At 56.4% G+C, this 13,837-nt stretch carries 10 protein-coding genes and 1 tRNA gene; 3 read left to right on the top strand and 8 right to left on the bottom strand.

The features are described 5' to 3' along the window. Positions 1–62 precede the first annotated feature (62 nt). From FQB27_RS07735 to FQB27_RS07715, 5 genes are all read right to left on the bottom strand, one after another. The gene (locus FQB27_RS07735; protein WP_169560336.1) at positions 63–485 is read right to left on the bottom strand and encodes a hypothetical protein; all 423 of its coding nucleotides are present in this window, start codon (positions 483–485) and stop codon (positions 63–65) included. 211 nt (positions 486–696) lie between these two features. Beyond that, positions 697–773: transfer RNA gene (locus FQB27_RS07730), tRNA-Ile, on the bottom strand. Positions 774–897: 124 nt separating this feature from the next. Next, complete coding sequence (rpoD, locus tag FQB27_RS07725) at positions 898–2,925, bottom strand: RNA polymerase sigma factor RpoD (protein WP_169560335.1); 2,028 nt, start codon at positions 2,923–2,925, stop codon at positions 898–900. Between the two features lie 68 nt (positions 2,926–2,993). After that, on the bottom strand, positions 2,994–4,883 hold the full coding sequence (gene dnaG / locus FQB27_RS07720; RefSeq protein WP_169560334.1) for a DNA primase: 1,890 nt from the start codon (positions 4,881–4,883) through the stop codon (positions 2,994–2,996). Positions 4,884–4,959: 76 nt separating this feature from the next. Next, positions 4,960–5,418 carry a GatB/YqeY domain-containing protein gene (locus tag FQB27_RS07715; RefSeq protein WP_169560333.1) on the bottom strand — a complete coding sequence of 153 codons (459 nt, stop codon included), beginning with the start codon at positions 5,416–5,418 and terminating at the stop codon, positions 4,960–4,962. A 213-nt stretch (positions 5,419–5,631) separates the two neighbouring features. Between FQB27_RS07715 and carA the strand changes: the two genes are divergently transcribed. The 3 genes from carA (at position 5,632) to greA (ending at position 10,597) form a co-directional block, all read left to right on the top strand. Then, positions 5,632–6,807, top strand: a complete 1,176-nt coding sequence (gene carA / locus FQB27_RS07710; RefSeq protein WP_169560332.1) for a glutamine-hydrolyzing carbamoyl-phosphate synthase small subunit — start codon at positions 5,632–5,634, stop codon at positions 6,805–6,807. Further along, positions 6,800–10,024 carry a carbamoyl-phosphate synthase large subunit gene (gene carB, locus FQB27_RS07705; RefSeq protein ID WP_169560331.1) on the top strand — a complete coding sequence of 1,075 codons (3,225 nt, stop codon included), beginning with the start codon at positions 6,800–6,802 and terminating at the stop codon, positions 10,022–10,024. Before carA ends, carB begins: the two co-directional genes overlap by 8 nt. 96 nt (positions 10,025–10,120) lie before the next feature. Then, positions 10,121–10,597 (top strand): transcription elongation factor GreA, encoded by a 477-nt coding sequence (greA, locus tag FQB27_RS07700; RefSeq protein ID WP_169560330.1) that lies wholly within the window; start codon positions 10,121–10,123, stop codon positions 10,595–10,597. A gap of 91 nt (positions 10,598–10,688) precedes the next feature. Here greA and FQB27_RS07695 read toward each other — a convergent pair whose 3' ends face one another. From FQB27_RS07695 to FQB27_RS07685, 3 genes are read right to left on the bottom strand one after another with little or no spacing between them, the layout of a single operon-like run. Beyond that, positions 10,689–11,084, bottom strand: coding sequence for a cupin domain-containing protein (locus tag FQB27_RS07695; RefSeq protein WP_169560329.1), 396 nt, complete (start codon positions 11,082–11,084; stop codon positions 10,689–10,691). A gap of 13 nt (positions 11,085–11,097) precedes the next feature. Next, positions 11,098–11,874, bottom strand: coding sequence for an SDR family NAD(P)-dependent oxidoreductase (locus FQB27_RS07690; protein ID WP_169560328.1), 777 nt, complete (start codon positions 11,872–11,874; stop codon positions 11,098–11,100). A gap of 38 nt (positions 11,875–11,912) precedes the next feature. Next, a complete protein-coding gene (locus FQB27_RS07685; RefSeq protein WP_169560327.1) occupies positions 11,913–13,817 on the bottom strand; it encodes a propionyl-CoA synthetase in 1,905 nt (634 codons plus the stop codon). Between the last annotated feature and the right edge of the window lie 20 nt (positions 13,818–13,837).

The following is a 13,837-nucleotide window of genomic DNA, read 5'->3' as shown; positions in this document are numbered from 1 at the left end:
AAACCCGCAAAAACCCGAAAAAATCCCCGTCCTGCAAGACAAAAGCCGTGACCGCCGTCCCTTCAAGGCTGCATCAGCATCCTTTCCACGACACGATCAACACGCCATTCCTTGCCGCGATCATCGGTCAGGATAACGGAAAAGACACTCGGGCCTCTTTCATCTCCCAACTGCTGGCCAATTCCAAAACGAGCGACAAGAACCGCCGAGGTCACCGCGCCCGGAGGGGTCAGCAACCTGACATTTTGGAAAAGTGTAGTCTGACACATTCTGGCAAGGTTCCGGTTGCGATCGATATCAAATTCAACGGGATCAATTGCCAATGAGATCAAATCGATTGTCACCACAGAGACCCTGTAGTCATAGGCAAGCCAGGCATAGTGCTCCGCTGAACAGACGAACTGAGAGACAATGCCGCTGGCAAAGCTCTTGATATATTTGCGGCCCAGCTTGCCCTCTCCAGGCGGTATTCCTGTTGTTTCCATGCGCGTTCCTCCCCCAGCCTCCCCGCCGGTGTCGCAGTACAGCAGTACAGCGACCCTGCCCGCTGTCATTTTTCTGTTATACCCGTTTTTGATGCAACACCAATACCCCCTTAACGGGTGGTTCATGCACGGAATATGAGGGAGGAAAGCCCGGAAAAAAGAAAACCCGCCACCCGGAGAGAAGTCCGGAACGGCGGGTTTTATTATTGGATGGTGGGCCCGGTAGGACTTGAACCTACGACCAGTCCGTTATGAGCGGACGGCTCTAACCAGCTGAGCTACAGGCCCGATCCCGAAAAGCATCCTTAAGGGGACGCTTTTGAAATATGTTCGTGATTATTTAGCCGGTTCCCGGAAAAGACGCAATTGGCGAAACACAGGTTCCGCCAATTTTTTCGTCCAACCAAAGGTCCTAGGTATCCAGGAAGCTGCGCAGTTTGCGGGAACGGCTGGGGTGTTTCAGCTTCCGCAGGGCCTTGGCTTCGATCTGCCGGATACGTTCGCGGGTCACCGAGAATTGCTGTCCGACTTCCTCAAGGGTGTGATCCGTATTCATGCCAATGCCGAACCGCATGCGAAGAACACGTTCTTCCCGCGGGGTCAGCGAGGCCAGAACCCGGGTTGTGGTTTCACGCAGGTTCGACTGAATGGCTGCATCCAGAGGCTGCACCGCGTTCTCGTCCTGAATGAAGTCACCCAGATGACTGTCTTCCTCGTCACCGATGGGGGTTTCAAGACTGATCGGTTCCTTGGCGATTTTCATCACCTTGCGAACCTTTTCAAGCGGCATGCCCAGCTTCTCGGCCAGTTCTTCCGGTGTCGGCTCGCGGCCGATTTCGTGAAGCATCTGACGGGAGGTCCGGACCAGCTTGTTGATCGTTTCGATCATGTGAACCGGAATACGGATTGTCCGGGCCTGATCGGCAATCGAGCGGGTAATCGCCTGACGAATCCACCATGTCGCATAGGTGGAGAACTTATAGCCTCGGCGATACTCGAACTTGTCCACCGCCTTCATCAGGCCGATATTCCCCTCCTGAATAAGGTCGAGGAACTGCAGGCCACGGTTGGTATATTTCTTGGCAATGGAGATCACCAGACGCAGGTTGGCTTCCACCATTTCCTTCTTGGCGCGGCTGGCTTCACGCTCGCCTGTCTGAACCGTGCTGACGATCCGGCGGAATTCATTCATCGGCATCCCGAATTCAGAAGAAATCTTGATGATTTCACTCCGGATTTCCGTAATACCGTCTTCCTCGTTGGCGACAAATTCCTTCCAGCCTTTTGCCTTCAGGCCGCCAACCTTCTCCAACCAGCCCGGATCAAGCTCGGAACCAAAGTAGTTTTCAAGGAAACTGGCGCGGGCCACCTTGTGCCGTTCGGCAAGGCGCAGCAGCTTCCCTTCCAGACCCATCAACCGGCGGTTAATACCATACAACTGGTCAACAAGGGCCTCGATCCGGTTGTTGGTCAGATGGACATCATCCATCAGCTTGACCAACTCGTTCTTCAGCTTTTCATACTTCTTTTCCTGCGCAGTGGACATGCTGTCATTTTCAAGCGCAGCAGTCAGGCGGGCTTCCTGAAGTTTATGAAGTTTCTTGTAGGTTTTCGCGATCTCGTCGAAACGCTCAAAGACCTGAGGCTTGAGGGTTTCTTCCAGCGCGGCAAGAGACATGGTGTTTTCTTCACCCTCGTCGCCGTCATCATCGTCGTCGCGTTCGGCGCCCTCTTCGGATTCCTCGTCATTGTCATCATCGTCAGAAGAATCATCGTCAGAGACCAGACCTGCCGCTGGCAGGTCGTCATCGCTGTCTTCATCGTACCCTTCCTGAAGGGCCTTTTCCGCTGCGGCACCCGCGCCATAGGTGGCATCAAGGTCAATCACATCGCGCAGCAAAAGTTGTTCCTGCAGCATCAATTCACGCCAGTTCAGGATCGCCCGAATGGTCAGCGGGCTTTCACAAATGGCGCCGATCATCTTGCCGCGACCGGCCTCGATGCGCTTGGCGATGGCGATTTCACCTTCGCGGGACAACAGTTCAACCGTACCCATTTCGCGCAAATACATGCGAACCGGGTCATCGGTCCGATCGCCGGAAGCAGCGGGCTTTTCAGGTGTGTCCTTGGTTGCCCGTTCTTCCTGATCCTCGTCATCGTCGCTGTCCTCTTCGGCAGCGCTGTCCTCGCCGGCTTCTTCGTTTTCAACAACGTTGATGCCCATTTCAGACAGCAAGGACATGGTGTCCTCGATCTGCTCCGATGACATCTGATCCTGCGGCAAAACCGCGTTCAGTTCGTCAAAGGTGACAAAGCCTTTTTCCTTCGCTTTCGCGAGCATCTTCTTGACGGCAGCCTGGGAAGCATCGATCAGCGGGCTATCCGGTGCATCTTCCCTTTGATCATTTACTTCTGCCGCTTCAGCTGATTTCATAGCCATTCAGAACCAACTCCTGGAATAGGCGTTGGACTTGAACTCTCCCCGATCAAGTCTCGCGCCTCTTAAAATCAAAATTTGTTATCTCTACCCGACGCAACACCGAAGCCATCAAGTTCCGCTTCTTTTCCCTCGGCCTGTTCCAAGGCCGCTTTCGCCATCCTCAAGCGCTCGAAATTTTCGGTGGTAAATTCTTTTTCCAACTGTCCCTGTGCCAACTTAATATCCTGCACCAGCGCTTCATGCCTGTGGCGCGCCAGTATATGCAACCAGCCACGCGTCACATCTTCCAATGCGACACCGGCCTCTACGAACCAATCAAGTGAACTTACCTTGGACTTTTCCATACGCGACACGATTTCGCCCAGTCCACGGATGCTTAATTGGTGACTCATACCTTCGTAGTCAAGGGATGATTCGGAAGTGGCAATTTCTATGATTGCGCGGCATAGCCTGTCAAGATCGGCGGAGGAAAGTTGCAGGGCGGCGAAATCCTCAAAGTGATTTTCCAAGATTTCCGGGTGGTTTATAACGGTTAACAGCAATAATTCCTCACGGCGCCCCCGCGAACCCGTCCCGGACAAAACCGGTTTGGAGGAGGCCGGCCGGTGACCAGATCCCTTCTGATTCGCGAATCGGCCGAATCGATTCGCTTTTTCCTGCCCTCCCTTGGGCGAAAAGGAACTGCTCCGGCTTTGCCGTGACCAGGTCCACAATCGATCCTTGAAATGCTTCTGGTAATAGGTCCGGACGGTCTGGTCCTCGATCTGGTCGCAAAGCGCAAACAAGGCCGCCTCAAACGCGGCTTTCTGTTCCGGCGTCCCCAGATCCCGCCCCTCGAATTCCTTCCGCCACAAAAGATCGGACAAGGGCAAGGCCTGCCCCAGCACCTCTTTCATGGCCTCCGCCCCCTGCTGCTTGATCAGGTCATCGGGGTCAACCCCGCCCGGCAACAGGGCAAAGCGCAACGAATGCCCCGGCTTCAGAAGCGGCAAGGCCCGTTCAGCGGCCCGCAAGGCCGCCCGCCACCCGGCACTGTCTCCGTCAAGACACATGATCGGCTCTGCCGCCATCTTCCACAGATACTGCAACTGATCTTCGGTCACCGCCGTACCAAGAGGGGCAACCGCGTTTTCGAACCCGGCCTCCGCCAACGCGATCACATCCATATATCCCTCGGCAACGATGACCGATCCCGCGTCATAGGCTTTCCGGCGGGCCTCTGCCATGTTGTAGAGGACATACCCTTTATGGAATAGCGGTGTATCCGGCGAGTTCAGGTATTTGGCCGGCGCATCCCCAAGCGCCCGTCCACCAAAGGCGATGACGCGCCCCTGGCGGTCCCCGATGGGGAACATCAGGCGATCGCGAAAGCGGTCATAGGTGGGACGCCCGTCATCGGGCTTGATGATCAGGCCTGCCTCAAGCATCAGGCTTTCATCGATACCCCGTGCCAGCAGGGCCTCTTTCAATGCGGTGCGGGATTGCGGGGCATAGCCAAGACGGAACCCGTCACGCGCCTTCTGCCCGACCTGCCGAAGATCCAGATATTCACGAGCACCGGTCCCGACCGCGCCGCCAAGCTGGGCAGTGAACCAGGTGGCCGCCGTCTCCATCACCTCATGAAGGGTTGCTGCTTTTTTCTGTTTACGCTGTTCCTGCGGGCTTTGTGCGGGAACCTGCATGCCTGCCAGTTCCGCCAGACGCTCAATGGCCTCAACAAAGGTCACACCTTCGGTTTGCTTGACGAACTCAACCTGATCCCCGTGCGCCCCGCACCCGAAACAATGATAGAACCCCTTCTCCTCGTTTACGGTGAAGGACGGGCTTTTCTCATTATGAAACGGGCAAAGGCCGGAATATTCCCGGCCTTTCTTAACGAGTTTCGTCCTGCGTCCTATCAAATCCGCGAGACTGACCCGGTTTCGTATTTCCTCAAGAAACTGCGGCGGAAATGCCATTTCTGCTCCGATTATGACCCTGCCGACCGCTCTGGCGATCAGCCGAACACTACCCGACCGGAATTACTCCCGCCCCTCAGGCGCCAAGCGCTGCCTTGACGACCGCACTGGCCTTGGAGAAATCCATCTTTCCGGCGTATTTTTCCTTCAGGACACCCATGGTCTTGCCCATATCCTTCAGGCCCTCGGCGCCAATCAGGCTAATGGTTTCCTCAACCGCCTGCCGGATTTCCTTCTCGTCAAATTGCTTGGGCAGATAGGCAGAGATAATATCAATCTCTTCCTGCTCGGAGGTTGCGAGATCAACGCGACCGCCCTGCTCATAGGCGGCGATAGAATCCCGGCGCTGGCGAACCATCGTCGTCAGCATCTTGAGAATCTCATCATCAGTGATTCCGTCCTCGGAACCCTTTTCGCGGGCAGCAATATCCCGATCCTGCAGGGTGGCAAGAATCAATCTCAAGGTAGCGATCTTTCGCTTATCCTTTGATTTCATTGCCTCTTTTAAAGAGTCTTTCAATTGACTGCGTAACATAATCACTAATATTCGTTGTGAAGAAAGGAGCAATATTACCGCAATGGAATTTTTTTAGCAAACCAAATCTTTTGCGTAAGTCATTGATTTTAAATGACTTTTTTTATCAACAAGAACTTGACTGACACCCATTGTTACCCTATGTTCGCGCGTCAATATCAGTATTGCAGAAGGATTGCGGCCCAGCGAATTACGCAGGGGGTCCCTATAGTCATGTCTAAATCATTGAACACAACAGATCTAAACACGGCAAGGACGCCAACGGCCGTCCTCGTCCTTGAAGATGGAACGGTCTTTCACGGCTTTGGTATTGGATTGGAGGGTGAAACCGTCGGTGAGGTTTGCTTCAACACCTCGATGACCGGGTATCAGGAATCCCTCACAGACCCCTCATTCGCAGGCCAGATGATCACCTTCACGTTTCCGCATATCGGAAACGTGGGCTACAACGACGAAGATATCGAAACAAACGGTATCGGCGCCAGCGGCCTGATCATTCGCGCCGACATTACGGAACCGGCCAACTGGCGGGCCAGCGGCCATCTGGACGAATGGCTGAAAGCCCGCGGCCTGACCGGCATTTCCGGCGTGGACACCCGTCACCTGACCCACCTTGTCCGGGAAAAGGGCGCACCCAACGGTGTGATTGCCTTTGCCCGGGACGGTCAGTTCGACATGGACGCCCTGAAAAAGAAAGCCGCGGAATGGCCCGGCATTGAAGGTATGGACCTTGCCAAGGTGGTTTCCTGCAAGGAAGCCTACAACTGGAATGAAAGCTGCTGGGACATCAAGACCGGTTATGGCACACAGGATGCGCCCAAGCGGCATGTTGTGGCTGTGGATTACGGGGTAAAGCAGAACATCCTGCGCAACCTCGCCTCCTTTGGCTGCTCCATTACGGTTGTTCCGGCAACCGCCAGCTTTGAAGACATCATGTCCCACAATCCCGACGGGATCTTTCTGGCGAACGGCCCCGGCGATCCGGCGGCAACCGGCGAATATGCCGTTCCTGTAATCCGCCAGTGCATCGACAGCGGCATCCCCACCTTCGGCATTTGTCTGGGTCACCAGATGCTGGCCCTCGCGGTTGGCGCAGAAACCATGAAAATGCAGCAGGGACACCGCGGCGCCAACCAGCCCGTCAAGGACCTGACCACAGGCAAGGTGGAAATCACCTCCCAGAACCACGGTTTCGTGGTCAAGCGGGAAAGCCTGCCGGACGGCGTTACGGAAACCCACAAGTCCCTGTTTGATGGCGTCGTTGAAGGCATTGCCCTTGACGGCAAGCCGGTCTTCTCGGTTCAGTATCACCCGGAAGCCAGCCCCGGCCCCCGTGACAGCCATTACCTCTTCCAACGCTTTGTAGATATGATCGACGCCCATGCCTAAACGTACCGATATCCAATCCATCATGATCATCGGCGCCGGGCCAATCATTATTGGCCAGGCCTGTGAGTTTGACTATTCCGGCACCCAGGCCTGTAAGGCCCTGAAAGAGGAAGGGTACCGGGTCATTCTGGTAAACTCCAACCCGGCAACGATCATGACCGACCCCGGCCTTGCGGACGCCACCTATGTGGAACCGATTACCCCGGATGTCGTCGAGAAAATCCTTGAGAAGGAACGCCCCGACGCGATCCTGCCGACCATGGGCGGTCAGACCGCCCTCAACACGGCGCTGGCCCTGTCCGAACGCGGCACCCTTGAGCGTCTTGGCGTCAAGCTGATTGGCGCCAATGAAGAGGCCATTGCCAAGGCGGAAGACCGGGACAAGTTCCGCACCGCCATGCAGAAAATCGGCCTCGACATGCCGAAAAGTGCGGTTGCACACAGCATGGAAGAAGCATGGCAGGCCCTTGAGGAAGTCCACCTTCCCTGCATCATTCGCCCGTCCTTTACGCTGGGCGGCACCGGTGGCGGTCTTGCCTATAACCGGGAAGAGTTTGAGGCCATTGTCACATCCGGTCTGGATGCCTCCCCGACAACAGAAGTGTTGATCGAGGAAAGCATTGTCGGTTGGAAAGAATATGAAATGGAAGTGGTTCGCGACAAGGCGGACAACTGCATCATCATCTGTTCCATCGAAAACGTGGACCCGATGGGTGTGCATACCGGTGACTCCATCACCGTGGCACCGGCCCTGACCCTGACCGACAAGGAATACCAGATCATGCGGGACGCCTCCATTGCGGTCCTGCGTGAAATCGGTGTGGAAACCGGCGGCTCGAACGTTCAGTTCGCGGTCAACCCGGAATCCGGTCGCCTGATTATCATTGAAATGAACCCGCGGGTCTCCCGCTCCAGTGCGCTTGCCTCCAAGGCAACCGGCTTCCCGATCGCCAAGATCGCGGCGAAGCTGGCCGTTGGCTACACACTGGACGAGCTTGACAACGATATCACCGGCGTTACACCGGCATCGTTCGAGCCGACCATCGACTATGTGGTTACGAAAATCCCGCGCTTCACCTTCGAGAAGTTCCAGGGGGCGGAAGCCATCCTTGGCACCGCGATGAAGTCCGTTGGTGAGGCCATGGCGGTCGGCAGAACCTTTGCCGAATCCCTGCAAAAAGCCCTGCGGTCTCTGGAAACCGGCCTGACCGGCATGAACGAACAGAAGATTGGCCCGGAAAAGCAGGACATCCTGAACATCCTTGCCCGGAGCACACCGGACCGCCTGCTGAATATCGCACAGGCCTTCCGTGAAGGCCTGACGCTGGAGGAAATCCAGGGCGCCAGCAAGTACGAACCGTGGTTCCTGTCCCAGATCGAGGCCATTGTGGCCATGGAACAGTCCGTGCGGGACAACGGCTTGCCGACCAACAAGGGGGGCCTGCTGCGCCTCAAGAAGATGGGCTTCTCCGACGACCGTCTGGGCGAATTGTCCGGTCAGTCTGCGGCGGATGTTTTCAAGCTCCGTCAGGAACTGGACATCAACCCCGTCTTCAAGCGGATTGATACCTGTGCTGGCGAATTTACGTCCAAGACACCGTATCTCTACTCCACCTATGAAGGAAACGAGTGGGATGCCCCGGTGTGTGAAGCCGACCCCAGCGACCGGAAAAAAGTGGTTATCCTTGGCGGTGGCCCGAACCGGATCGGTCAGGGGATCGAGTTTGACTATTGCTGCGTCCACGCTGCCTATGCACTTGAAGAGGCAAGCTATGAGACCATCATGGTCAACTGTAACCCGGAAACCGTGTCCACGGACTATGACACCTCGGACCGGCTGTATTTCGAGCCGCTGACCATCGAGGACACGCTGGCCATCATCCGCAAGGAACAGTCCAACGGGACCCTGCACGGGGTTATCGTTCAGTTCGGCGGCCAGACACCGCTGAAACTGGCCGCAGGTCTTGAAGCCGCCGGCGTTCCCATTCTGGGAACATCTCCGGATGCCATCGACCTTGCAGAGGACCGGGAGCGGTTCCAGCAACTGCTGCACAAGCTGGGCCTGATCCAGCCTGAAAACGGCATTGCCCGCTCTGTTGAGGAAGCCTTCGAGGTTGCCGAACGGATCGGTTATCCCGTGGTTGTCCGCCCCTCCTACGTTCTGGGGGGACGCGCCATGGAAATCGTCCGCGACAACGAGGGTCTTGACCGCTACATGCGGGAAGCCGTTCAGGTTTCCGGTGACAACCCGGTTCTGGTGGACAGCTACCTGCAGAACGCCATCGAGGTGGATGTGGACTGCCTCAGCGACGGCAAAGATGTCTTTGTCGCCGGCATCATGGAGCATATCGAGGAAGCGGGCATTCACTCCGGTGACAGCGCCTGTGCCCTGCCGCCCTACACGCTTGGCAAGGATGTGATCGAGGAAATCAAGAACCAGTCCCGGTCTCTTGCCCTCGCGCTGAATGTGGTCGGCCTGATGAACGTCCAGTTTGCCGTCAAGGATGGCAAGGTGTTCATTCTGGAGGTCAACCCGCGGGCCAGCCGGACCGTGCCCTTCGTCGCAAAAAGCATCAACTATCCCATTGCCAAAATTGCCGCACGCGTCATGGCTGGCGAGAAACTGGCGTCTTTCGGTCTGGAAGAACGCGAGCAGAAGCACGTCACCGTGAAAGAAGCGGTCTTCCCCTTCACCCGGTTCCCCGGCGTGGATGTGGTTCTTGGACCGGAAATGCGCTCGACCGGTGAGGTCATGGGAATCGATACGGACTTCCAGTCCGCCTTCCTGAAATCTCAGTTGGCCGCTGGCGTGATCCTGCCGACCTCCGGCAAGGTTTTTGTCTCCGTCAAGGATCTGGACAAGACCCTGATCAAGGATACCGTCGCCAAGCTGATTGAACTCGGTTTCGAGATGGTCTCCACATCAGGCACCGCCCAGTACCTGTCTGAACAGGGGCTGAACGTGGCGTCTGTCAACAAGGTCATGGAAGGTCGCCCGAATATCGTGGACCTGATGAAGAACGGTGAAATCGCCCTCGTCTTCAACACAACAGAAGGTGCGCAAGCCCTTCGCGATAGCTATGACATCAGGCATACTGCGCTGATGATGAAGATTCCGTACTCCACCACTGTGGCGGGTGCACGGGCTTCTGTCATGGCAATCGAGAAAATAAAGACGGGAACCCTTGAAGTTAATCCTCTTCAATCCTATTCTTAAGACTTTGTGCTTTTGAATTGAAGGATACTGCTGCGCTTCACGTAATGTGAAGCGCCAACTAGGGACTTTTGCGTAACATCGTAATCAGAGATTTCCATGGAAAGACTACCTATGACCGCAGCCGGCTTTGCCCGGCTGGAAGGCGAACTCAAAGATCTGAAGTCAAATGCACGCCCCGCCGTTATTCAGGCAATTGCCACGGCACGCGAGCACGGTGATCTTTCTGAGAACGCGGAATATCACGCTGCCAAAGAGCAGCAATCCCATATCGAGGGCCGGATTTCCGAACTGGAAGACAAACTCGGCCGTTCGGAAATTATTGATGTTGCCTCCATCTCAGGCGCCAGCATCAAGTTTGGTGCCACCGTTCAACTTGTTGACGAGGACACCGATGAGGAGCTCGCATATCAAATCGTCGGTGAAGACGAGAGTAATATCGAGGAAGGACGTCTGTCCATTTCCGCCCCGCTTGCCCGCGCCCTGATCGGCAAGGAGCAAGGGGACAGCGTAGAAGTCACGACCCCCGGCGGCTCCAAGGCCTACGAGGTATTGAATGTGCAATATATCGGCTAATCGCCGCTGAGCCATTCGGCAGAAGCCCTCCCGCAACGGAGGGCTTTTTTCTTGTCCCCCTCCCCTGCCTGTTCAGGCCGCTCCCTATCCCCTAAATCGCCTGCCTCGGATCATCCGCCTTTGAATGATCAGTGGGCTGCGGCGTCAAAGTCAGAACCGTTACCCCCTTCGGTGCATTGAACCGATGCCAGTGAGCCCGTGGCACCACCGTCAGCATTCCCTTGCCAAGGGTCAGTTCGGTTCGCGTATCCTCGTGCAGGATGGTCAGGACAGCTTCCCCGTCCAGAACCTGAACCAGTTCATCACCGGCAGAATGCCGTTCCCATTTGCTTTCCCCTGAAAAGCTGCCAATGAACACGGCTCCGTTGCCAAAAGGGGCCACAGAAGAAAAGGCAGCGGCTGCCTCGCTATCCGTTGTCTCCCGGCTTCGCCCGACCAGCGGTGTCAGCTTTGAGAGTTCCGTTGCAAGATCCACTGCCTTTATCATGGGGTGCCTCCTATCAGGCTTCTGCTTCCGGTACCGGTGAGGTGTAGTTGAGACCAAGCCGTCCGCCATCGGCATAGACAACCTGCCCGGTCATGTAGGAACTGTCGTCTGATGCCAGGAAAACGGCAATTTTTGCGATTTCATCCGGTCGGCCGCAGCGCCCCATGGGGGTACGGGACAGGATGGAATGACGGGCCGCATCATCCTCCATCACCTTTTTCAGCATGTCCGTCTCGATCGAGCCGGGGCCAATCGCGTTGACCCGGACGCCGCGCTGTGCAAGGGCAACGCCCATCACGCGGGTCAACTGGTTCAAGCCGCCCTTGGAAACGTTATAGGGCAGGATATTCGGGATCGTCAGCAAGGCATTTACCGACGACATGTTGATGATGCTGCCGCCCTGCGCCTGATCGACCATTTTGCGTCCCGCCGCCTGCGACAACAGAAACGCCCCTTTCAGGTTCACATTGAGGACCGCGTCAAAATCTTCCTCGGAAATCTCAAGAACATCGCCTGTGCGAAGAATACCGGCATTGTTGACCACAATATCAACAGAACCGAATTCCTTCACGACGGCGTCTACCAGTGCCTCACATTGCTGCTTTGACGATACGTCCAGCCCCCGCCCGGTTGCCCGACCCCCAAGACGGCTGGCCGCGTCCCTGACGGCGGCTTCCTCAATATCCGCAAGGATAACGGTTGCCCCTTCCTTCAGATACTCTTCCGCGATGCTGTAACCAATTCCCTGCGCCGCCCCTGTGACGATTGCAATTTTATTTTCCAGTCTCATTTGTCAGTCTCACTCCAATGTTGTGAGGTGGTGGGGGATTACTCCCCCTTTGGATACCCTGCCTGTTTCAGGACCTCGGAAATTTCCGTCAGGATCGCAGGATCGTCAATGGTTGCCGGGGCTTTATACTCTTCCCCATCGGCAATTTTTCGCATGATCGCCCGCAAGATCTTGCCGGAGCGTGTCTTCGGCAGGCGGCCCACGATCATGGCCTCCTTAAAGGCGGCGACCGGACCGATTTTCTGACGGACCAGCGTAACCAGTTCTTTCCTGATCTCGTCAGGGTCCCGATCCACACCGGCATTCAGAACCACGAAGCCCATGGGGATCTGCCCCTTGAGCTGATCCTTGGCCCCGATCACGGCACATTCGGCCACATCCTTGTGTCCGGCCAGCACTTCTTCCATGCCACCGGTGGACAGCCGGTGCCCCGCCACGTTGATGATATCGTCGGTACGGGCCATGATGAACAGGTACCCGTCTTCATCCCGGTACCCTGCATCCCCTGTCTTATAATAACCGGGAATGTCCGCCATATAGGCTTTCAGGAACCCTTCGTCATTGTGCCACAGGGTCGGCAAAGACCCCGGCGGCAACGGCAGTTTTACGGCGATGACCCCGATTTCACCCGGCTTCATTTCCGTCTTTCCGTCTTCCTCATTGATGATGCGGATATCATATCCCGGCACCGGCAAGGTCGGGCTGCCCAGCTTGACTGGCTTGATGCCGTAGCCGGAACAGTTGGCGCCGATGGACCATCCGGTCTCAGTCTGCCACCAGTGATCCAGAACCGGCACCTGCAGTTTTTCCTGCGCCCAGACAATGGTATCCGGGTCGGCCCGCTCTCCGGCGAGGAACAGGATTTCAAAATGGGACAGGTCGTAATCACCGATCAGTTTGCCTTCCGGGTCCTGCTGCTTGATGGCCCGGAACGCGGTTGGGGCCGTAAACAGGGATTTGACCTTGTGGTCCTGTATCACCCGCCAGAAGGTTCCGGCATCGGGTGTCCCGACCGGCTTGCCCTCGAACAGGATGGTTGTGCTACCCTGAAGCAACGGCGCATAGACAATATAGGAATGGCCAACGACCCATCCCACATCGGACGCGGCCCAGAACACATCACCGGGATCAATGTTATAGACATGCTTCATGGACCATTTAAGGGCCACCGCATGTCCGCCATTATCCCGAACCACGCCCTTGGGAACCCCGGTTGTCCCGGAGGTATAAAGAATATAGAGAGGGTCCGTCGCCTTGACAGGAACGCACGCCACCGGTGATGCCGCCTGCATCAGGTCAGCCCAGTCAACATCCCGGCCTGCAATGAGGGAGGCTGTGACTTCCGGGCGTTGCAGAACCACACAGTTGGTTGGTTTGTGGGTCGCAATCTCAATCGCTTCGTCCAGCAGAGGCTTGTATTCGACAATCCGTCCCGGCTCCAACCCGCAAGAGCCGGCGATAATGGCGACGGGTTTGGAATCGTCGATCCGGGTTGCCAGTTCCTTGGCGGCAAACCCGCCGAACACAACGGAATGAATGGCCCCGATCCGGGCACAGGCCAGCATGGCGATCGCCGCTTCCGGGACCATCGGCATATAGATGATGACACGGTCGCCCTTGCCAATCCCGAGATCCGCCAGACCGCCGGCAAAGCGGGCAACCAGATCAGTCAGTTCCGCATAGGAATATTTCTTCACCTGCCCGGTCATGGGGCTGTCATAGATCAGGGCAAGACGGTCACCGTGCCCTTCCTCCACATGACGATCAAGGCAGTTGTAACAGGTGTTCAGTTCGCCGCCGACGAACCAGCGGCTGAACGGCAGGTTATCTGCATCCAGAACCCGGTCCCATTTTTTTGACCAGCTGATTTCCTCCGCAGCGTCACCCCAGAAACCATCCGGATCAGACAAGGATCGCGCGTAATCTTCTTCAAAGGTCGCCATTATGGCCCCCTCCCTTTTTT

Origin of the sequence: Sneathiella chinensis, assembly GCF_012720115.1 — a bacterium.
Taxonomy (GTDB): Bacteria; Pseudomonadota; Alphaproteobacteria; order Sneathiellales; family Sneathiellaceae; genus Sneathiella; species Sneathiella chinensis.
The sequence above is the reverse complement of the archived record's forward strand: the minus strand, read 5'-3'. Positions and strand labels throughout refer to the sequence as shown.